This is a genomic window from Dysgonomonas sp. UBA7630 (genome assembly GCF_002483985.1).
Classification (GTDB): Bacteria; Bacteroidota; Bacteroidia; order Bacteroidales; family Dysgonomonadaceae; genus Dysgonomonas.
Map to the genome: position 1 here is coordinate 1 of NZ_DLIY01000010.1, position 23,194 is coordinate 23,194.

The 23,194-nt window shown below is 37.0% G+C and carries 19 protein-coding genes; 7 read left to right on the plus strand and 12 right to left on the minus strand.

The window, feature by feature from the left end; genetic code table 11:
* Positions 1 to 100: 100 nt before the first annotated feature.
* The 7 genes from B3P17_RS03340 (at position 101) to B3P17_RS03370 (ending at position 9,137) form a co-directional block, all read left to right on the plus strand.
* Positions 101 to 1,270, plus strand: coding sequence for an acyltransferase family protein (locus tag B3P17_RS03340; RefSeq protein ID WP_291103341.1), 1,170 nt, complete (start codon positions 101 to 103; stop codon positions 1,268 to 1,270).
* On the plus strand, positions 1,267 to 2,124 hold the full coding sequence (locus B3P17_RS03345) for a BadF/BadG/BcrA/BcrD ATPase family protein (RefSeq protein WP_252636454.1): 858 nt from the start codon (positions 1,267 to 1,269) through the stop codon (positions 2,122 to 2,124). Before B3P17_RS03340 ends, B3P17_RS03345 begins: the two co-directional genes overlap by 4 nt.
* Positions 2,125 to 2,130: 6 nt before the next feature.
* A complete protein-coding gene (murQ, locus tag B3P17_RS03350; protein ID WP_252636455.1) occupies positions 2,131 to 2,964 on the plus strand; it encodes an N-acetylmuramic acid 6-phosphate etherase in 834 nt (277 codons plus the stop codon).
* Between the two features lie 180 nt (positions 2,965 to 3,144).
* Complete coding sequence (locus B3P17_RS03355) at positions 3,145 to 4,437, plus strand: 3-keto-disaccharide hydrolase (RefSeq protein WP_252636456.1); 1,293 nt, start codon at positions 3,145 to 3,147, stop codon at positions 4,435 to 4,437.
* A 177-nt stretch (positions 4,438 to 4,614) separates the two neighbouring features.
* Positions 4,615 to 6,711, plus strand: coding sequence for a S9 family peptidase (locus tag B3P17_RS03360; RefSeq protein ID WP_393925121.1), 2,097 nt, complete (start codon positions 4,615 to 4,617; stop codon positions 6,709 to 6,711).
* Between the two features lie 465 nt (positions 6,712 to 7,176).
* Complete coding sequence (locus B3P17_RS03365) at positions 7,177 to 8,589, plus strand: tetratricopeptide repeat protein (RefSeq protein WP_291103348.1); 1,413 nt, start codon at positions 7,177 to 7,179, stop codon at positions 8,587 to 8,589.
* Between the two features lie 167 nt (positions 8,590 to 8,756).
* On the plus strand, positions 8,757 to 9,137 hold the full coding sequence (locus tag B3P17_RS03370; protein WP_252636459.1) for a DUF3244 domain-containing protein: 381 nt from the start codon (positions 8,757 to 8,759) through the stop codon (positions 9,135 to 9,137).
* Between the two features lie 174 nt (positions 9,138 to 9,311).
* Here the strand turns inward: B3P17_RS03370 and B3P17_RS03375 are convergent, their stop codons facing one another.
* The 12 genes from B3P17_RS03375 to B3P17_RS03430 all read right to left on the minus strand — a co-directional run.
* A complete protein-coding gene (locus B3P17_RS03375; protein WP_252636460.1) occupies positions 9,312 to 9,530 on the minus strand; it encodes a heavy-metal-associated domain-containing protein in 219 nt (72 codons plus the stop codon).
* Positions 9,531 to 9,549: 19 nt separating this feature from the next.
* The gene (locus tag B3P17_RS03380) at positions 9,550 to 11,763 is read right to left on the minus strand and encodes a heavy metal translocating P-type ATPase (protein ID WP_252636461.1); all 2,214 of its coding nucleotides are present in this window, start codon (positions 11,761 to 11,763) and stop codon (positions 9,550 to 9,552) included.
* Positions 11,764 to 11,843: 80 nt separating this feature from the next.
* Positions 11,844 to 12,413, minus strand: a complete 570-nt coding sequence (locus B3P17_RS03385; RefSeq protein ID WP_252636462.1) for a helix-turn-helix domain-containing protein — start codon at positions 12,411 to 12,413, stop codon at positions 11,844 to 11,846.
* A gap of 379 nt (positions 12,414 to 12,792) precedes the next feature.
* Complete coding sequence (locus tag B3P17_RS03390) at positions 12,793 to 12,966, minus strand: hypothetical protein (RefSeq protein WP_167755419.1); 174 nt, start codon at positions 12,964 to 12,966, stop codon at positions 12,793 to 12,795.
* Positions 12,967 to 13,350: 384 nt separating this feature from the next.
* Complete coding sequence (gene glpC / locus B3P17_RS03395) at positions 13,351 to 14,565, minus strand: anaerobic glycerol-3-phosphate dehydrogenase subunit GlpC (protein WP_252636463.1); 1,215 nt, start codon at positions 14,563 to 14,565, stop codon at positions 13,351 to 13,353.
* Positions 14,546 to 15,823 (minus strand): glycerol-3-phosphate dehydrogenase subunit GlpB, encoded by a 1,278-nt coding sequence (gene glpB, locus B3P17_RS03400; RefSeq protein WP_252636464.1) that lies wholly within the window; start codon positions 15,821 to 15,823, stop codon positions 14,546 to 14,548. Before glpB ends, glpC begins: the two co-directional genes overlap by 20 nt.
* Before the next feature lie 7 nt (positions 15,824 to 15,830).
* Positions 15,831 to 17,447, minus strand: a complete 1,617-nt coding sequence (glpA, locus tag B3P17_RS03405; RefSeq protein WP_291103356.1) for an anaerobic glycerol-3-phosphate dehydrogenase subunit A — start codon at positions 17,445 to 17,447, stop codon at positions 15,831 to 15,833.
* A gap of 146 nt (positions 17,448 to 17,593) precedes the next feature.
* Complete coding sequence (locus B3P17_RS03410) at positions 17,594 to 18,766, minus strand: OprO/OprP family phosphate-selective porin (protein WP_252636466.1); 1,173 nt, start codon at positions 18,764 to 18,766, stop codon at positions 17,594 to 17,596.
* A 2-nt stretch (positions 18,767 to 18,768) separates the two neighbouring features.
* The gene (locus B3P17_RS03415; protein ID WP_252636467.1) at positions 18,769 to 19,722 is read right to left on the minus strand and encodes an HAD family hydrolase; all 954 of its coding nucleotides are present in this window, start codon (positions 19,720 to 19,722) and stop codon (positions 18,769 to 18,771) included.
* A 55-nt stretch (positions 19,723 to 19,777) separates the two neighbouring features.
* Complete coding sequence (locus B3P17_RS03420; RefSeq protein WP_252636468.1) at positions 19,778 to 20,473, minus strand: MIP/aquaporin family protein; 696 nt, start codon at positions 20,471 to 20,473, stop codon at positions 19,778 to 19,780.
* A gap of 18 nt (positions 20,474 to 20,491) precedes the next feature.
* Positions 20,492 to 21,991, minus strand: coding sequence for a glycerol kinase GlpK (glpK, locus tag B3P17_RS03425; protein ID WP_291103362.1), 1,500 nt, complete (start codon positions 21,989 to 21,991; stop codon positions 20,492 to 20,494).
* Between the two features lie 45 nt (positions 21,992 to 22,036).
* Positions 22,037 to 23,194 (minus strand): glycerol-3-phosphate dehydrogenase/oxidase (locus B3P17_RS03430; RefSeq protein WP_291103365.1); only part of this gene is annotated, 1,158 nt, incomplete at its 5' end.

Sequence of the window (23,194 nt, forward strand, 5' to 3'; positions counted from 1 at the left end):
AAAAAAAAAATAAAAAAAAAAAACATACAAAAAAATTTTCTTTTTTGTCACTTTTTAGCACCATAACACCTGATTATAAGCAATATAAAAAAAGTAACAAATGACTCAAAAACCAAGCAGCAGACTCCTATCTCTCGACATACTGCGGGGAATAACCATTGCCGGAATGATAATGGTAAATAATCCGGGTTCGTGGAGCTATGTATATGCGCCTCTGGGACATGCAGCGTGGCATGGACTAACTCCTACCGACTTGGTTTTCCCATTTTTCATGTTTATTATGGGAATATCAACTTACATCTCGTTAAGAAAATTCAATTTTGAGTTCAGCAAGCCTACACTCTTCAAAATTCTAAAAAGAACGGTAGTTATATTTCTCATCGGGCTTGGATTGGGCTGGCTTTCATTGTCATTCAGAACATTTAATAGTCTATCGAGTGAAGATATCGGCTTTTTTGAAAGATTTATAACAGCCATTACAAACTTCGAGCATATCCGAATACTCGGCGTTATGCAACGACTGGCACTTACATACGGTGCTACAGCTCTGATAGCTATATTTGTAAAACATAAGTATATACCTTATATCATAGTCGTTACACTCATTGGATATTTTTTACTGCTCTTATTTGGCAACGGGTTCGACTTTAGTGAAGACAATATCATTTCAGTGCTCGACAGAGCTATTTTGGGTATAGATCACATGTATAAAGATAGCGGTTTGGCAATTGATCCCGAAGGACTATTAAGTACCATACCGGCAATCTGCCATGTATTAATAGGATTCTGTTGTGGAGAAATTCTCCTAACAACCAAAGACAATAACGAGCGAATACAACGTTTATTTATAGTTGGAGCGGTAATGACATTCTTGGGCTTTTTACTTAGTTACGGTTGTCCGATTAACAAAAAAATATGGTCTCCTACATTTGTTTTGGCAACATGTGGGTTAGCATCAACGTTACTTGCTCTTCTGATATGGATCATTGATATAAAAGGACATAAAAAATGGAGTGTATTTTTTGAATCATTCGGTGTAAATCCTTTATTTATATATGTTGCAGCAGGCATTTTCTCTATTTTGCTCGGAAACATAATTTTTACGTATTACGGAAATATAATTAATTTAAAAAATTTCATATACCAAATCTGCCTACAACCTTATCTGGGTAATTACCTCGGTTCGCTTGTATATGCCCTCTTGTTTGTAGGATTTAATTGGATAATAGGAAACATATTGTATAAAAAGAAAATCTATATTAAAATATGATATTATTAGCAGATGGCGGCTCTACAAAGGTCGATTGGCGTTTAGTAGAGGGTACTAAAGAGATCAAACAGATTTCTACCAAAGGAGCAAATCCGTTTTTTCGGTCTCGAGAAGATATTAGTGAAGAAATAAAGAAAGTTATTAACCCCGTCCTCAATGGACACACAATAGATTCTGTACATTTTTTTGGTGCAGGCTGTGCATCTCCCGAAAAGAATAAAATTGTAAGAGATGCGATAGCCGATAACATAAAGACATCTCACATTGAAGTAAATAGTGATTTAGTTGCGGCAGCAAAAGGACTATGTGGGACAAAAAAAGGCATCGCTTGTATCTTGGGCACAGGATCAAACTCTTGTTTTTACGACGGAGAAGAGATTGTTGAGAATGTTTCTCCGCTGGGCTATGTCTTAGGTGACGAAGGAAGTGGCGCCGTACTTGGACGCTTATTCTTAGGGGCATGCCTGAAAAACCAGCTAACAAAAGGGTTGAAAGAAAAATTCCTGAAAGAGTTTGATCTCACTCCTGCAACTATTCTGGATATGGTATATAGACAACCCCTTGCTAATCGTTTTTTGGCAAGTTTATCTCCGTTTTTGGTAGAGAATATACACGATAAAACGGTGTATGATCTAGTATACAATGCTTTCAAAGACTTTTTTGTAAAAAATGTGATGCAATATGACTACAAAAATAATGATGTGCATTTCACCGGGTCGGTAGCATACTATTATAAACATTTGGTGCGCAAAGTTGGTGCTGACTTAAATATTAAGGTAGGTATCATCTCTCAGTCTCCGATGGAGGGCCTCATAAAATACTATGCAGGCGAATGTCAAACAATACATAATTAATTCAACATGGCTTTTGTAAAGATAACAGAGCAACCGTCGCTATATGACAATCTAGAGAACAAGTCTGTACTTGAACTCTTGACAGACATAAACAATGAAGATAAAAAAGTAGCTTTAGCTGTAGAAAAGGCGATACCACAAATAGAAAAACTTGTTTCGCAAATAGTACCCCGGATGCAACAAGGAGGGCGTATTTTCTATATGGGAGCAGGAACTAGCGGACGTCTTGGTGTATTGGACGCTTCCGAAATTCCACCAACATTTGGTATGCCAAAAACATTGGTTATCGGGCTCATTGCAGGAGGTGATACAGCATTGCGCAATCCTGTAGAAAAAGCCGAAGACAATATGGAATCTGGGTGGACTGAGTTACAAGCTCACAACATAAATGATAAAGATACAGTAATTGGGATTGCAGCATCAGGTACAACGCCATACGTTGTAGGAGCTTTACGTGAAGCTCGCAAACATGGAATCCTTACAGCATCCATCTCTAGCAATCCCGATTCGCCTATTGCTCAGGAAGCAGAAATAGCAATAGAAATGATAGTTGGGCCTGAATATGTTACAGGTAGTTCGCGCATGAAATCTGGCACAGGTCAAAAAATGATATTGAATATGATCACTACGGCTACTATGATAAAGTTAGGACGGGTGAAAGGTAACCGAATGGTCAACATGCAATTATCGAATGCAAAACTTGTAGACAGGGGAACACGCATGGTATCCGAAGAGTTAGGGTTGGATTATGAACAAGCAAAGCATCTACTGTTACTACATGGTTCGGTTAAAAAAGCTGTGGATGCATACAGAGCAGATAAAAATAATCGCTCTAAATAATGTATATATAGACATCTATTATTCAGAAGTTTATAGATTCATTTCATAACATAGCATCATTTACTCATTTGTCAAAAAAGACAGATTTATACGAAGTGTTGCCACTGATCAGTAAGTGTTTTATTCATAATTCATTATCTTTACCGATAAGTTTAACCTATTTATAAACCAAAATCAAATATGATGTTTACAATTAAAAAACAGACTCCTAAAATCCTACTGACACTATGCTCCATTGTGGCAGTATCTTTTACAGCCTGCATCGGTGGAGAAAAGCCTAACACTCTGACCGAAAAAGAGAAGCAAGAAGGTTGGCAACTTTTATTTGATGGAGAAACACTTAATGGATGGCGCGACTACAATGGCACATCACTCACTGAGCCTTGGCATGTTGTAGATGGCTGCATTCAGGCAAAAGGTGATGGTAGCGATGCCAGTGGATACATTGTTACAGAGAAACAGTATGAAAATTTCGAGCTATCTTGGGATTGGAAATTATCGAAAGGTGGAAATAGCGGCATGCTATATCATGTAGTGGAAAGACCGCAATATAAAGTACCGTATGTTACCGGCCCTGAATACCAACTGATAGATACTCCTAATTTCGCAGAAAAACTAGAAGCCTGGCAAGATTTGGGTGCAGATTATGCTATGTATATCCCCGATACGACAAAAATGAAAGTCAATCCTCATGGAGAATGGAACAATTCGAAAATAGTATTTGACAATGGTCATGTAGAACACTGGTTGAACGGTGTAAAGATATTAGAATTCGAAGCATGGACTGATGATTGGTTCGAACGAAAGAATAGTGGAAAATGGAAAGATGCTCCAGAATACGGACTGGCGAAAAAAGGTGTATTATGTCTTCAGGATCATGGATATCCGGCATCGTTCCGCAATATAAAGATTAAAGAACTACCAACGAAATCGAAAGAAGTAAATCTGTTCAACGGGACTGACCTGAAAGGCTGGGACGTTTATGGAACAGAAAAATGGTACGTACAAGATGGACTTTTGGTATGCGAAAGCGGCCCTGACAAACAATATGGATATCTCGCTACGCGCGAATATTATGATAATTTTGACCTGACTGTTGAATTTAAGCAAGAAGCAGATGGTAATTCGGGAGTATTTATCCGTTCGTTTATCGAAGAAGATGTAAAAGTGAATGGCTGGCAAGTAGAAGTAGCGCCTAAAGGTCATGGAACAGGTGGCATCTACGAATCGTACGGTAGAGGATGGTTGATACAAATACCAAAAGAGAAAGAAGAGTTTCTTAAAGTTGGCGACTGGAATACCATGCGTATACTTGTTCAGGGTAACAAAGTAACGACATGGCTTAATGGACAAGAGATGGTCAACTTTGATGATAAGAAAATCGGTGCAGGACAAGGACGTATAGCACTTCAAATACATGATGGTGGCGGCATAAAAGTTCTATGGCGTAATTTAAAGCTAAAAACACTGTAATAAAATAGTAATTTATATAGACTTAATAGAGTGGCGGTTATATCTTAATCGCCACGCTTATTTTAGAATCCTAAGATATTATGCGATTGAGTATAAATATATGATTCCTACAGACTAATTAAAGTTGTATGTATTACAAAAAACCAATACCTTTGAAGCCATAAAATAAATAAGTATATGAAATATAAATCCATTATGGCATTAGTTTTAGGTGCAGTCTTGGCCGCATGTAATTCTGCCGACAAGAAGGCAAATTCAGAAAAAGATGAGCCCATCATAGGCAAAGCCTCCGTAAAGGTAGAAAACGGAATAATGACGCCCGAAGTATTATATAGTTTTGGACGCGTATCTGATGTTCAGGTCTCACCGGACAAATCGAAGATATTGTATGGTGTGACTTATGTAAGCATTGAACAGAATAAAACAAATAAAGAGCTATTTACGATGAATGTAGATGGTTCTGACAAAAAACAAATAACACAGACTCCTAAAAGCGAAAACAATGCTATTTGGGTGAAAGGAGGAAATAAGATTGCCTTTTTGAGTAGCGAAAGTGGATCTTCTCAAATATGGGAAATGAATCCAGATGGTAGCGGTCGTAAGCAAATAAGCAATATAGAAGGTGATGTTAATGGGTTTTCTTATTCTCCTGACGGGAAAAGAATTATGTACATCAAAAACATAAAATTCGGAGAGCGTACAACAGACCGTTACAAAGATCTGCCTAAAGCGTCAGGACGAATTATTGATGACCTGATGTATAAACACTGGTCTGAGTGGGTTGAAGAAATCCCTCATACTTTTGTTGCTGATTTCGATGGAGAAAAAGTATCAGACGGAATTGATATTCTTGGCGATGAACCATACGAATGTCCAATGCTTCCATTTGGAGGTACCGAGCAGTTGGCTTGGAGCCCTGATAGTAAGTCCATCGCATACACATGTCGCAAGAAAAAAGGATTGGAATACGCTTTGTCTACCAATTCAGACATTTATCTATTCAATATAGAAAGTAAGCAGACCGAAAACCTCACAGAGGGGATGATGGGATATGATATAAACCCTGTATTCTCTCCCGATGGCAAATATATAGCTTGGCAAAGTATGGAACGTGAAGGCTACGAGTCAGACAAAAACAGAATGTTTGTCATGAATTTAGCAACAAAAGAAAAGACATACGTGACCGAAGCATTCGATTATAATACCGATTTCCTTTTGTGGAGTGATGACAATCAAAGCATTTATTTTGTTTCTTGTGTTGAAGCTAAAACTCAATTATTCCAGGCTTATATTCACACAAAAGAAATAAAACAAATCACCAAAGGCGATCATGATTATGAATCATTTGAGATAGCCGGAGACAAACTTATAGCACTTCGTCATTCATTATCTAAGCCGAATGAAATATACTCTATAAATATTTCTACAGGAGAAGCAACTGAACTAAGTTTCGAAAACAAAGATATACTCAGCCAATTAACGATGGGCAAAGTAGAGGAACGCTGGATAGCGACTACCGATGGGAAGAAAATGCTAACATGGGTTGTTTATCCTCCAAACTTTGACCCGAATAAGAAATACCCGGCAATATTATACTGCCAGGGAGGACCTCAAAGTACTGTGAGCCAGTTTTGGTCTTATCGTTGGAATTTACAAATGATGGGAGCTAACGGATATATCATTGTAGCCCCTAACCGTAGAGGTTTACCTGGCTTTGGTCAAGAATGGCTAGAGCAAATAAGTAAAGATTATGGCGGTCAGAATATGAAGGATTATCTTTCTGCAATTGATGCTTTAGCAAAAGAGCCTTACGTAAATGCAGACAAATTAGGATGCACAGGCGCTAGTTATGGCGGGTTCTCGGTATATTGGTTAGCCGGAAATCATAACAAACGGTTTAAGGCATTCCTTGCGCATGCAGGAATCTTCAATTTGGAAGCCCAATATCTTGAAACTGAAGAAATGTGGTTTGCAAATTGGGACTTAGGCGGTTCTTTCTGGGATAGAAGTAATTCTATTGCTCAACGCTCGTATGCTAACTCTCCTCATAAATTTGTAGACAAGTGGGATACCCCTATTATGATTACTCATGGCGAACTTGACTATCGAATTCTTGCATCTCAAGGTATGATGGCATTCAATGCTGCAAAACTTAAAGGAATTCCGGCCCGAATGCTGATTTATCCAAACGAGAATCACTGGATATCTCAACCTCAGAACGGAGTTCTGTTCCAGAGAGAGTTCTTCCGTTGGTTTGACGCATACCTAAAATAAAAATTTAGCACTCATATAAAAGGTTATTATCTTAATTGGTAATAACCTTTTTTGTTTGCTCTATTTAATTCTATTATTATTAATCTACACAACGAAAATTTAACTATTTTAGAACAAACATTTGTTAGATTAAAAAATATAAAAAGTAACTTTGTATATAGAGAAGTATACAGTTTTCACATTGAAGTTTACGAATTATGAGATATATAAGATTATTTGTTATTCTAATCTTAGCCTTTACGTGTTTTGCATGTAACCCCGGATCAGAAAATGCTGAAAGGTATATTTTTGAAGCAGAATCACTTATAGACAACAAGCCCGACAGTGCTCTTGCTCTATTAGATTCTATTTTATATCCCGAGAATCTCAATAAAGAAAAGTTCAACAAATATAATCTCTTAAGAATTCAAGCTAGAGATAAAAGCAACAAGGATATTTCGAAGGATACTATNNAAACATAATGATATGGTTAACGGAACTCTCGCTTGCTTTTACACAGGAAGAGTTTTGAAAGATCAAAAAAAGAACAAGGAGGCTATGGGTGCCTATATGGAAGCCGAAACCTATGCAGACCAAACAATAAACAATTTCAATATTAAAGGGTTAATTCAATCACATATCGGATATTTGTATTATAATGAACTATTGCAGGACGAATCCCTTATCCGCTTTAAGAGAGCTGCCAATTATTTTGAAAAAGCAGGAAACTATAAGAATGAAGCTTTTTCGCTGAGAGATATAGGAAACAGTTTTTTGTTGAAAAAGGAAAATGACAGTGCGTTCTATTATTATCAAAAAGGACTTGAAATTGCCGATATTACAAAAGACTCGATTTGTCAATCAAACATAAGGCATAATCTAGGACTCATATTTAAAAAAGAAGGGAATTTTGCTAAATCAAAAGAATATCTGAATAAAGCGATCCCTTTCGCTAACAGCAGCATTACCAGAGCTAAAATATACTCGTCTTTGGCGCAAGTACTTTATAGTGAAAATAAAAGTGATTCAGCTATTTTCTATTTTGAGAAATCTCTAAAATTTTTGAAAGAGAGTAATGATCCATTTCTAACATCTAGAATATATGAATCTTTATCTATGATAGAAGAAGAAAAAAACAATTATAGACGAGCATTAGACTATAATAAAGATTGTATTAATAATCTTTATAATATTTATGAAAACAATGAAAATCAAGCTATTCTGGATATACAGAAAAAGTATGATTATGAGCTGGTAAAAAACACGAATAACCGACTGTTAATTCAAAGGCAATTTTTGTTTATCATATTATTAGGACTTGGACTTACTACGCTTATTATAGGGTTCTTCTTTTATTATAAAACACAGAAAAATGGTAGAGAATTATTAGAAGCTGAACAAAAAATAAGCCAATTGAACCAAATGGCTAAAAGTTACGATAAAAAAGAAGACTCGTTCAGAAATAAACTACTACACCACTTCGATATCCTAAAGAAATCGGCTCTGCTGGAAGGTTTTTTACGCGAAGATGAAAAGAAGCATGGAGAAAAACTACTAAAGAAGTTTAATGAAATTGTATATAATCAAGCTAGTCTTGATTGGGATTTGTTATATCAAACAATGAATGAACTACACGATGGATTCTTCGATTCGCTGAGAGAAGCCTTCCCTCAGCTAGATGAATCTGAATTTAGAATATGCTGTCTTATATATTCAGATTTTACGAATGCTGAAATAAGCATTATCATGGAACAAAGCATTAATACCATTACTTCGAAAAGATCTTCGATTAGAAAGAAAATTGGGGTAAAAGATTATGGAAATATAGTCGATTATTTGGATAGTAATGTTGCAAAGAACCAAAACGAGACATTTTCAACACCGACTAAGTCAAAATAAAAGTCATATTTCGGCTCCTCCAGAATAAGAATAAACAACTGGAACAAAAATACTTATCAAAAACAGAAGGTCAAAAAAAGTCATATCGACCTATATATATAGCACAAGCATAGCATATCTTGAGTAATTTAGTGTCTGGAATTACAAACATTAAATTAATGCATGTTATGAAAAAATATCTTTACCTTCTATCATTTATTTTTCTTTTATTGCCGGCAACTATTAATGCTGACACAACTGCCATCAACGATAATAAAATACAAATAAAAGGTGATATTGCCGATGAAGGGATGACTAAGACTTCAGGTGTAGAGCCTATAGATATGTACATCGAAGGGACTAATCTAGATTTGTATTTTTATACGAAGAGTGAGTTTAAGATAGAAGTATACAATGCTGCAAACACATTAGTATATACTAAGACTGTTGTTAAATACGGAGGTAAAGTATTATCAATTGACTTGGCAACTTGGGCTTCAGGATCTTATAAAATCGTATTAAATAACGTTACCTATAAAAAGTCTGCAACAGCTAATTTTATCTTGTAAAGTTAGCATAAAAATATAGAGTGGTTTTTCTGATTTTCATTACCGTAGTGCAGCAATTATTTTGCTTTTCAATACTTCTTATTTACAGCTTGCACTACGGTTACTTATTTTCATTCAATTAAATTATTGTAAAAGTCTATCGTTGTGGTAATGACAGACTTTTATTTTTTTTATTTAATTGATCTTTTCTATTTTAAATCCTGCTTGCTGAACAGCTTTGACAATATCTGATTCCACAACCTCATCAGATATAACAGACAATACTTTATTTTTATCAGCTGTATCTACTTCCCATTTAGATATACCTTTCACAGAATCTAGATAAGGAGTCACTTTAGCTATACATCCTCCACAATTGATGCTTGTTTTGAATTTAAAAACGTTCTTTTCCATAATTATAATCTATAAGTTATTATTTATTCCATTTCAATCTCAAACTATTACTTACAACACTTACACTACTCAATGCCATTGCAGCTCCGGCTATCATAGGATTTAATAAGAACCCATTTATTGGATAAAGAACTCCTGCAGCCAAAGGAATACCAATTAAGTTGTATACAAACGCCCAAAATAGATTTTGGCGAATAGTGGCGACTGTTTGTTTTGATAATTTTATAGCTTCAGATATCTTTGTCAGATCTGAAGAGATAATGGTCATTTTAGCCACATCTATGGCGATATCACTCCCCTTTCCCATCGCAATACTCAAATCCGCCTGTGCTAATGCAGTACTATCATTTATACCATCTCCAACCATAGCCACAACTTTACCCTCTGACTGCAACTGCTTTACAAACTCAGCTTTATCCTGAGGCAAAACTTCTGCATGAAAATGATTTATACCTACTTTTGAAGCTATTTCTTTTGCTGTGGCATAATTATCACCTGTTAGCATATACACTTCTATACCTGAAGATTGAAGCTGTTGTATTGCTGATAAAGAAGTGGCCTTTATTTCATCTGTAATAGCTATTAAAGCAATGGCCTTTTTACTATCAGAAAACCATATCATAGTTTTTGAAGAATAGCTTGAATTTTCCATCTTTTCAAGGAGCAAATTATCGACAATTATGCCGTTTTCATCGATGAATTTCTTGTTTCCAACAAAATATTTTTCTCCATTAACAAGCCCAATCACACCCTTTCCTGTGATACTCTCAAAATCCAGAATAGGCACAGGAACAATACCAGCCAAATAATTTGTTACAGCATCAGCCAAAGGATGTTCAGATTGTTTTTCCAGGCTATACAAAACATCTTTTTTACTATCATCGCCACTCAGCCAATAAACATCAGTAACAACAGGTTTACCTTCTGTTATGGTTCCGGTTTTATCTAGCACTATGGCATCTACTTTTTTTGCTAACTCTAGACTTTCGGCATCCTTTATCAATATCCCTTTTTCGGCACCTTTTCCTATTCCCACCATAATAGCTGTAGGTGTAGCTAACCCCAAAGCACAAGGACAAGCGATGATTAACACGGTAACCAATGCCAAAATACCATGAGTAATGCCAGCAGAGCCTCCATATATAAGCCAAATAACAAGAGAAAGAACCGCAATAGACATGACTATGGGAACGAATATACCAGCTATTTTATCGACAAGTTTTTGTACAGGAGCTTTACTGCCTTGGGCATCTTGTACCATCCTGATAATTTGAGCGAGCATTGTATCTGCTCCAACTTTTTCGGCTTGGAACAAAAAAGCTCCTTTCTGATTTATTGTTCCGGCATACACCTTCTCGCCTTCTTTCTTTAATACAGGTATCGGTTCTCCACTAAGCATACTTTCATCAACATATGAGGAACCTTCTATGACAACTCCATCAACAGCAACTTTTTCACCGGGTTTCACTACTATTATATTGCCAATGTTTACGTGTTCTATAGGAAGTTCTATATAATTTCCATTTTCGGAAACTGTAACTGTTTTAGGTTGGAGCCCGATCAGTTTCTTTATCGATGAAGATGTATTCCCTTTGGCTTTTTCCTCTAATAATCGTCCAAGCAAGATAAATGCTATAATAACACAGGCAGCCTCGAAATAAACGTGAGGATGAACTCCCCTATCTAGCCAAAATTGAGGAAATAAGGTATTGAAGACACTAAACAGATATGCGACACTTGTACTCAAAGCAACCAATGTATCCATATTAGCCGAACGATGTTTCGCCTGCTTCCATGCGTTGATAAAGAAATCCCTTCCGAGCCAGAATATAACAGGTGTAGAAAGCACCCACATTATTTCATTGGCATACGGAATATCCATCAGAAACATACCGATAATAACAACAGGCAGAGAGAATATAGCTGCAAAGATTGTCTTTCTTTTCAGGACATTAAACTTCTTTTTATGTATATCTTCCAATGTATCTGCCGCAGTATCTTTGTCATCCTCTATTAACAAGTCATATCCGCCATCCTGAACGGCTGCTCGTATTTGTTCAGGGCTAATTATTTCGGGTTGGTATTCTACGCTTAGGGTTGCCGCAGCAAAATTGACTGAAGCATTGCTTACACCATCTAGCCCTTTTACTATGCTTTCGGCACTAATAGCACACGAAGCACAGCTCATTTGCAGCACAGGAAATGTTTTTTTTACTCTATTATCTGTTTTCATAATTGTATTCTTTTATGATGCAAATATGGAAACTATAGTTTGGAAGGCTGTTATACTATTCTTTGAAAAGTTTATGAGATTTACACCTCATCCAATGGTTTACGTTTGGTGGTTTTGATCTGTTTGAAGTGACTGGGTGTGAGTCCCGTTACTTTTTTGAACTGAGAGCTCAAGTGTGCCACACTCGAATAGTTTAATTTGAATGCAATTTCATTCAATGTCAATTCATCATATACGAGTAACTCTTTCACCCTCTCTATCTTTTGTGCTATAAAGTATTTTTCAATTGTTGTGCCTTCTATTTCCGAAAAGAGGTTACTGATATAATTATAATCATGATGAAGCTTATCGCTTATATAATCAGATAGATTCACCTTCAGATCATTATTATTATAATGCACCAGTTCTATAATTGCATTCTTGATTTGCTCTATCAGGCGTGCTCTTCTATCATCTATCAGAGCAAACCCCAAGCCTTCAAGTTTTTTACTCAACGCATCTTTCTGTTGAGGACTTAAACCTCCCGACAAGGTTACTTCACCTAATATAATAGATACAGGACTGATTCCCAGCTTTTCAAGTTCAGATTTCACAACCATAATGCAACGATTACAAACCATATTCTTTATATATAATTTTTCTTCTAACATATCCGCCTCCTAGTTTACTAACTATTTATATACAAAAATAACACCAAATAGTTCAATTATCAATGCTTGTCTTCTATTAGAAAAGGTGACAAAACAGAAAAACATAACACACTAATGAACAAAGAAATACAATCAAAAGGTGACAAAAGTGACAGATTACAATATATTTTTTAATGTGACCTTATTAATTACCTCTAATTATATAAAAGTTACTTTATATTAGATAATTATAATTACCTAATATAAACGATTGATAGTATTAATAAAACTAAATATAAAAAATAAAGAAAAGAATAGTGTGTAAGAAACAGCTAGAAGCTATAAAAACTTCTTAGAGTAGTTTATGTAAGAGAGGTAGGGCTGGAATAAAAACAATTAACTACTTATCATTAATTATTTTAGAAATATCAACATGCTTGAATATTTCTTTAAATATTTTCAGTATCTCCATATATGTTGGTGATAAATTATTTATAGCTTCATAATTATCAAAGATATTATAATCATTCACGTTCATATTCTGAGTTGTTTTTATACTGTAGACTTTTGACATAATATTTTATATTTTATAAAGTTTATAATCCCATCTGTAATAATAGCAAAACAACAAAATAACCCGATCTGAAATTATAAATAGTTCTACTACTATGCTCTATAACAAATATACGAATAATATACTTTTTTCACTAATTTTAGGACAAGAAAAAGCTTCGAAAAGTTTCGATTCGAAACAAACCAACATCTACATCTATAAAGCAATCAATTACAAGTCTTTGAAAACGCTATAAGATACGATACACAAATTAAAAAGGTAAATCATTAGCTCTATCTGAAAAAATATAAGATAAGATACCTTTCGCTATCCTATAAAACACTGAAATGCTCGAAACCCTATTCGAAACTACGTTATACCCTACTTAATTTATTATATTTACCTCTAAGCCAAAGCTTCTGCCAATATAGAAATTGGATGTTCACAACGTTTTGCAGTCGACATTTCTATCTGCCACTTACAAGTTTCGCAATCTGTCACTATATAATCATAATCCTCTGCTTCAATTTGGTTAAAAAGAGACTCTCCTATATCTTGCGAAGTTTTATAATTTTCTTTCTTAAAACCATAGGTACCTGCTATACCACAACACTGTGAATCTAATACTTTGAGCTCGATATTCGGAATTAATTTCAACAGCTCTATCGAATAATATGACCAACCCAATTTCTCCATATGGCATGGGGTATGATATGCTACCTTTATTCTTTTATCTTTCAACTTCAGCTTTGTTTCGGTTGTACTCAATAGCCTGTAGATATAGCGTGTAGCAAGCTCAACATGCTCTCTGACATCCTTGGTATCGATCCCCAATAAGTGCGGATATTCGTCTCTTATCGTGAAAGTACAGGTAGACGATGTTGCAACCACGGGTATATTTTTCTCCAATATAGACTCGCGAATAGATGCTATATTTGTTCTAGCCTGTTTTTTGGCTTGATTAATAAACCCATTAGAAATCAATGCAACGCCACAACACTTTTCTTTCTTTAGTAACTGCACACCTATTCCCAATGAATTGAAAACCTTAATCAAGTCTTTCCCCAACTGTGGATTATTATAATTGGCATAGCAACCATGAAAATAACTCACTTGCTTCGCAAATACCTTTTGTTCATTAGCATGTTTCTTATACCAGCCCTCGAATGTACCCAACGAATATTTTGGAAAAGTTCTGCGATGATCTATCTTAAATACAGAATCGAGTACAGACTTTACAGGACTCAAACCGAGAGTTGCATTCACTATTGGAGCAAATGGCGTGGCAAAGCTACCAACCAGATCCGTATTTGCTAAAATGAAATCCCGAATCTTGGGTTTCTTTTTACTATATTTAATTCTGGCAGATTGTATTATATCGCCAATCTTAACATTCGACGGGCAAGCAACCTCACATCTTTTACAATTGATACAATACTTCAAAGCTTCATCATAAAAATCAGCTTCTTTCAGACGCAAGCGTTCACCATCCGGCCCGGCTTGCTTTGGTCCCGGATAATCGGGATTAACAGCAGCTACAGGACAATAAACAGTACAAACGGTGCATTTTATACATTGTTCAAAGTTATTTTCACTTATATTATGTTGTTGCAAATTCATAATTCTCCCTATTTATTTTTATTATGCTTTCGGCTATACTTAGTGCACTCAGAATAGACACACCGGCTCCACAGCCTTCTTTTATAGGATTGAATCCTTCGAGGATAGCTCCTGAAACATATAGATTATCCAATGCAACTCCGCTCAAAAGTCCTCTGAAATTATTATCTGTTTTAACACCAAACTCCTGATAACCTTGTGCATCAAACATTTTTGAGCTATACCATTTTTGCCTGTTATCTGAATAACTAACATCTAAGTTAAAAATTGGCTCATATATCCGATCCGATGTGGCAATCAACCCTTGACTAAAATAGCTTCCTGTAGCCAAAATATAGGTTTTGCCCACCAAAGGAATGTCTCCATGATTGAATGAATAAACCCTCTTTATCGTGTTATTCTCTATATCTGCCTTTTTAATGCTATCACCAAGCATATATACGCCTCCCAGTTTCAAAAAATAATCATGAAGATATTGCTGTGTATAAATCCCAACAATAGAAGGCGGCATCGTAGGAATCAGCAAGATTGGCTTATTTACCTCTTTTTGTAAATCCTGAAAGGCTATTGCATTTAGCCCTATGCAAGCCGGTAAAATAATAGCTTCGCTATCTATACTTTTATCATTTAATATTTTAGCTAAAAGATTTATATTTCGATCCAAAACCCGAGCAATATTAGTTGATCGCATTTCGGTCGGATTACGCCTGAGATAATCTAAATCGGGAATATCAAACAAATGAATGTCGCTCTCTGTCCCTAGCTTCAAAAACTCATCAGCTACAAACTGCGGATAAAAGTCAAGAAAGCCAACAGGATTGAATATCGAAACTTTTTTCCATCTTAGCCTATCCATTCGTTCACTTGTTGCAAAGCCGAAAGAGGTCAGCCATGTTGGTTTTAATGTCCCCATTGGAGTAATTCGGTAGTGATTCGCATCACCACACCCAAACATAGGAAGCCCAACATTTGTAAAAAAAATTTCCGCATCAGAAACGAAACGAGCAAATCCATCTATCCCTAATTTTGCATAAGGATGGTTGGGCATTTGCTTTATTAAATCAGGCAAAGCGGACAAAGGATTATCCACCGCTGTTCCGTCAGGTAATGCATTCAATAGATCGCACGAACCGGAAGAAAAATGTAAAGCACTTTGTCCGGAAGATACAATAACACAACGTTCCCCCTGTTGAGCCAATTTGATACCACAAACAAGCCCCGACAATCCACCTCCTATTATAATCGTATCAAACTTCATAATATAATTATTTTTCAACTGAATCTAACCCGCACACCCCTTGATAAACCCAAGCAGTATATTCGCTTTCACGCAAAGTATCGCCCCATGCTATAGGATAGATGCCCTTCCAACGCTCATTCAAGAAAGAAGATAAATCATCTTTTACTCTCTTACTACAAAACCGTTCAGTACTTCGCATTACACCGGATGCTCGACAAGCACAAAGCTCTCCTTGGCAAGTCCCCATACCAATGCGTGTTCTTCGCCTTAAATCGACAAGACTTTTCACATTCAGTTCATCCAACGCATATTTTACTTCGCCTACCGATACGCCCTCACACTCACAAACTAGACTGTTATCTAGTTGTGTATTGTCCATGAGCTTTTCGGCCAAGTCTCCATGACGATATATCGCAGCTTTTCGTTGCGTAGCGGGCAACGAAATTATTTTTTTATTTATTTCTTCTATATTTTCTCGAGATCCCGGCAATCTCTCTTCGGCCGTAGTGCATGGCGACGAAACATTCAACTTCTTACACACAAGGTCTGTCGCCCATTCTGCCATCAAACGATAAGTCATCAGCTTACCTCCCGTTATCGTTATATAACCTTGCAGTCCATCACGTTCGGCATGGTCTAGCAGTACGATACCACGACTGACATTTCGTCCCGTAGGTTCATTATCGGATGCAACTAACGGTCTGACTCCAGCATAGGCTCTCAAAATACGAGTTTGTGCCAATCGTGGGGCAAGCTTTTCTCCTTCTCTTATGAGAATATCAACCTCTTGAGGAGTCACAGTCATGTTATCAATTTCATCGTATGGAATATTCATCGATGTTGTTCCGATCAGAGAAATAGTATCCCCCGGAACCAAAATATCCGAATCGGCAGGTTTTCGGCATCGATTAAGCACCACATTATTAACACGGTGACCAAAAATCAATAAAGAACCTTTGGCGGGTAACATTTTCACTGTAACACCTGCAAGCATAGAAATATGCTGTCCCCAAATTCCTCCGGCATTGACAACAGTCGAACCATATATCTTTTTTGTTTCTTTCTCTTTATGATCAAATACCTCTACTCCAATTATGCGATCCTGTTCTCTCAACATCCCTATTACTTCATGGTATGTCAATATCTTTGCTCCATGATCTCTTGCATCTATCATGTTGGATGCCGTCAGACGAAACGGATCTACTGATCCATCCGGAACTTTTACTGTTCCTACTATCAACGGATTGGCAGAGGGCTCGAGTAAGAGCGCTTCTTTTGGATCTATTATATCAGCTCTTATCCCTGCAAGATTACAAGCCTCTACAAATTTTGCCTGATAGTTTATATCATCTTCCGGAAGTGTTAGAAACAAACCATTGGTTTCTTCGATGCAATGGCTGGCTATTCGTTTCAATATCATATTTTCTTTGATACATTCTTCAGCAGACTCTCTATCAGTTACAGCATAACGCGCACCACTATGCAACAATCCATGATTACGTCCTGTAGCACCTGTAGATATATCGTAACGCTCGAGCAAAACAGCATTCAATCCCCTACGGGAGCAATCTCTAGCAACACCCGCTCCGGTAATTCCGCCACCGATGACTATAACATCAAAAACATCTGAAGAAGATTTCATAAGAATAACTTTTATGATAATTCACAAATATACGAAACTATTCGAAATACAAAAGAAATATATCGAAACATTTTGTAAATAAAATAAGAGGATAGAAATTAAATCTACCCTCTAATTACGATGTTGATATATAAAACTATATATAATTAAAAGACAACTTGAAGCCTGCCTTGAATAGCATTAATAGTTTCTCCTGCGGCCAAAGGATTTGTATTACCTAAAGAAACATTAGAATAGTCTAATCTTAACATTATATATTTATTTAAATAATAATTTGCAGCAAGCGTCCAATCACTCATTCTACCTCCTTTTATCCCTGAGTTTTTATTATCAAGATCGGTATAGTTGTACCTCAATGCAAATTCTAAAGACTTCGGTTTCGGAGTACCCATCCTCGCCCAAGAAGATGAATAAGTATAATTACCACCAATAGCCAAGAAACCAATTTGAGCATAAGCTCCACTAGCTTTATACGCAGGCAGATCATCTTTTCTTTCTACATTACTATGGAAATATTCAGCTTGAAGATACAAAGGACCGTATGCTCCGATAAGCTCTACAGCATATTTAGCCTGATAATCGGCATTTGATATACTCGCCTGAATAAATTTACGCTTTTCTACATTTGTGATCAACGAACTTCCATAGCTGATTACTTTCGGCTTCTGCACACCGTTAGCATCAAATCCATTAGCATCGGCCTTGCGATAAGACCCGGCTAAGCCTATATGGAATATTTTACCATCTTGCTGCAACGGATTAAATACAACACGCCCTGTAGCCGAATATCCATCATCTCCTTCAATGGAGTTAGTCATAGAGTCGCCATCAGCAAATGCTCCTATACCTACCCATGCATATTTATTCCAACCGATATACTCAACTCCCAGTTTTCTTCCCGGAGAGAAAGCAAACGATGTAGCGTTGGCAGTAATAAACTTGATGTTAGCAGAACTCTCCATATGATCGATACCAAATGGTTCGGCAAAATGTCCGCCTCTAACATAAGATGTTTTATTCAGATTATACTGCAAGAAAATATCTTTATAACCTACTTTCCCTCCGGCAAATCCGAGATCAACTTTCATATCGAAACTTTTATATTTCGCTTTTAGTCCCAACCGGACATCTGACATAGCTACCCCATTACTTAGGTCTGTTCCGTCTTCTATATAAGTTGCTCCGTCAAAATAAAAGCGACCCATTGGAGTTATTTTCACGGTTTCATCTGCGATTTTCACATCTACAGATTGAGCAAACAATGAAGAAAATGCAAACAGAGAAAGAGCAGCCAATATAGTTAATCTACAACTAGACATGGCTATTGTTTCTTATTGGTTTTATTAACTTTCACACCCCATTCCTGAGTTGTATATTTATAGTTTCCTTCGGGAACATCGTTACAATAAACAATAACACAGTTCGGATCTTTATCCCAATATTGTTTTACTGTCATACCTTCCATATTTCCGGCATGTTCTTTTTCTATCTTCACATTATCAGGATTAACCATTAACTTCAATCCTACGGACTCATCCATCATTTCCATATCACCACGGCTATTACCACCAACGATAATCGGACGAGCTTTTATAAACGTGTGAATAGTTTCAGCTTTGCCCCAATCCTGAGGGGTTGGCAATACTAATTCGTCAGTTGTCTTTCCATTTCTTACAGCAGATTTCACTCCGATAATACGGTCTACAGGAATACCCAGTTGTTCATGAACAAAGCGTTGATATAAAAACTCAGGAGATGCAGTCAATACCCATATTTCGATTCCATACTCTTGTAGATTTGCTAAGAATTCTTTCATCTCAGGATAGAACTTCCCTTGAAATTTTTCGTTATAGCAATCATTCCCTATTGTAGATATTTCGTCTGGAGATAATCCGGCAAAAAATCTCACACGCTTTTGCACATAAGCGATTCCCACATTATCTTTTCCATGAAGCATATCATCTACAATTGCCATTTTTTCTTTTGCTTCTTTGTCTGTTCTATTTCCATAAGTTTTTTGAGCAAAACTAAAAAGAGCTTCATCCGCCAGATAGTAAGGAACCTGACCAAACAGTGTACCATCGCAGTCAAATATGGCTACTTTACGTTCTTTCATCGTAATCGTAGAGTTCAAAAAGCTCTCAATACGATCGTTAGCTTCTTTCGGCCAGCCTTTTATATAACGGTATGTTTGAGCCGTTAAAGCGAACGAAGAAGTCAAAATCATCACTACCGCAAGACATAATGCCTTACGCATAAAATTAATCTTTTTCATAACTTAGTAATTTAAAAAGGTTTTAACAACTAGATTTTGGTATTAGATATAGTTTCTACTTGATTAACAAATATAGTCCCGAAGCTAGAGCAGCACCAACTATCGGTCCGAGAACAGGTATCCAAGAGTAGCCCCAGTCGCTATCTCTTTTATTTTTTATAGGTAGTATTGCATGTGCGATACGTGGTCCAAGGTCACGAGCCGGATTAATAGCATATCCGGTAGTTCCCCCTAATGACATACCTATAGATACTATAACCAACGATACCGGAAGCGGTCCATCTATTTGCGCACCGCCGACCATCAACACCCCAAACATGAGGACGAATGTTCCGATTACTTCACTGATAAAATTATAAGTATAGGCCTTTATTGCAGGACCCGTACAGAATACACCTTTTTTAGCATTTGGATTTTCCTCGGCATCGAAATGAGGCTTATACATCAGAAAAACTAAAGATGCACCAAGTATAGCACCCAACATCTGCGCCACTATATACCCGATTACACTCCCTTTGAAACTGCCTGCAATTGCCAAGCCTATAGTAAGAGCCGGATTAAGATGAGCCCCCGAATATGGAGCAGAAATAAACGCTGCAACAAAAACAGCCAAGCCCCAACCGAAAGAAATCACAACCCAACCGGAACTGTTGCCCAATGTCTTCTTGAGATTAACATTTGCACAAACACCTGCACCCAATAAAATGAGTATAGCTGTGCCTATAAATTCGAATAAAATATCTTGTCCCATGGTATATAGATTAGAATATTATCTCACCCACGATTGGGCACGGTAAACAGCTTCAGACCATTTTTTCTTAGCCAAATGCATATCAATCTTAAGATCAGGCTCGAATTTAGTATCAATATGCCATTGTTTCTTTATCTCCTCTACATTCTCCCAATAGCCAACAGCAAGCCCGGCAAGATAAGCAGCTCCCAGAGCGGTGGTTTCGGTAGTTTGAGGACGAATCACTGTTTGCCCAAGCACATTAGCCTGAAACTGCNNCAACTGCATCAATAAATTATTCTTAGCAGCACCGCCATCTACTCTAAGCTCTTTAAGCCCTACGCCTGCATCCAAGATCATTGCATTGATTACATCCATAGTCTGATAAGCAATACCTTCAAGCGCAGCACGAGCAATATGTGCAGAAGTAGTTCCTCGAGATATTCCAACAATTGTACCCCGTGCATATTGATCCCAATAGGGAGCCCCCAAGCCAGTTAAAGAAGGCACGAAATATACATCTCCATTATCTTTTACCTGCGTGGCCAATTCCTCTATTTCGGAAGAAGAGTTTATAATTTTAAGCCCATCTCTGAGCCATTGTACGATTGCTCCACCAACGAAAATACTTCCTTCGAGAGCATAAGTTGTCTTTCCATCCAACTGCCATGCTATCGTAGATATTAGATTATTTTTTGATACAACAGGCTTATTCCCTGTATTCATCAAGATAAAACAACCTGTTCCGTATGTATTCTTTACCATTCCTTGTTCAAGGCACATTTGTCCGAAGAGCGCAGCTTGCTGGTCGCCGGCAATACCCGAAATAGGAACTTTGGAGGCAAAAATTGTAGTTCGTGTATGTCCATACACCTCACTGGAAGCACATACCTTAGGCATCATACTCACCGGTATATTAAACAACTCGAGAAGATCATTATCCCATTGCAAAGTATGAATATTAAACAACATTGTACGTGAAGCATTCGAAACATCGGTTACATGTACCGAACCTCTTGTTAGTTGCCATACAATCCAAGTATCAACAGTACCAAACACCAGCTTTCCTTTTTCTGCTTTTTCTCTCGCTCCCTGAACATTATCCAGTATCCATTTTACTTTTGTTGCACTAAAGTATGCGTCAACAATCAGTCCTGTTTTTTCTTTGATAACAGGAAGTAGCCCTTCATTTTTCAGAGCATCGCAATATTCGGATGTTCTTCGGTCTTGCCATACAATAGCATTGTATACGGGCTCTCCAGTTTCACGATCCCAGACAATGGTAGTTTCCCGCTGATTGGTAATTCCGATTCCGGCGATATTCGTACCATTGATTCCAATTTTTGTAATGGCTTCAGCAGCTACGGCAGCTTGCGAAGCCCATATTTCGAGAGGGTCATGTTCTACCCAACCGCTCTGTGGAAAAATTTGCGGAAACTCCTTCTGGGCTACAGAGCATATCTCCCCCTTGCGATTGAATACGATAGCCCTTGAGCTGGTAGTACCGGCATCAAATGATAAAATGTATTTCTGTTCCATGGTATATTAGTTATATGATTAGTTTTTCTGCTATCATTCCATATGCTAAGGTATATAATTCGGCTTATAGTCTACTAATAAATAATGCTGAGCCAGTTCCACAAATTCACGAACTTGTATAGCCTCCCACTCCTTATCTTTATTCATCTCTATAGCCATAATCGACGTAACTTGTGGAGCCATATCAATTGCTGCACGTGCATCTAAAAACAAAATCCTAAAACGTCTTGCAAGTACATCTTCTACAGTCAAAGCCATTTCTTCTCTAACAGCCCACAGAACCTCAGCCACTGTATAATCATAATCGGGATGTAATTTTTCGGCAAATTTCAGAGATTGGCTTTGAAGCTCAACGATCTTATCAATATCACTTCCGTAAACATAGTTAAAGTTGGATCTGTCTACCTTTTCCTTGTATCCATGTATTCGCAAATCTTTGGTAACACACTCTTTGCGTGGCAATCCCCCTATAGTAATACCTTTATCAATAACATCCTGAGCCATATCTCTATAGGTAGTCCACTTACCACCTGTAATAGTAATGAGCCCACTATCTGATATTACAATTTTGTGGCTTCTTGATATTTCTTTTGTTTTCTTACCGTCAGATTCCTTTTTAGGCGCAGCCAAAGGTCTCAAACCAGCAAAGACAGAAAGGATATCGTCCCGTGTTGGCTTCTTCGCTAAATATTCTCCGGCAGTTCTCAGAATAAACTCTATCTCCTCTTCCAATGCCTGAGGTTCCAAAACAAACTCTTTTAATGGAGTGTCTGTTGTACCTAAAACAACCTTATCGTGCCATGGCACACCAAACAGAACACGTCCATCACTCGTTTTTGGGATCATTATTGCTGTATCCCCTCCTAAAAATGATTTATCTACAACAAGATGAACACCCTGACTCGGACGAACTATATTGTCTTTTTCCGGAGCATCCATCTTCATTAAACCATCCACAAAAATTCCGGTAGCATTCACTACAACTTTTGCTTTTAGCGAATATGGCTGCTTACCTATTTCATCATAAACATTTACTCCTGAAATTTTGCCAGAATCATCCTTTATCAAATTGGTCACTTTAGCATAATTAATCACAAGTGCACCTTGTTCAGCTGCAGTCTGCATCAAGTTGATCCCCATACGAGAGTCATCAAACTGACCATCATGATAAACAACACCTCCTCTTAATCGAGTCTTATTTAT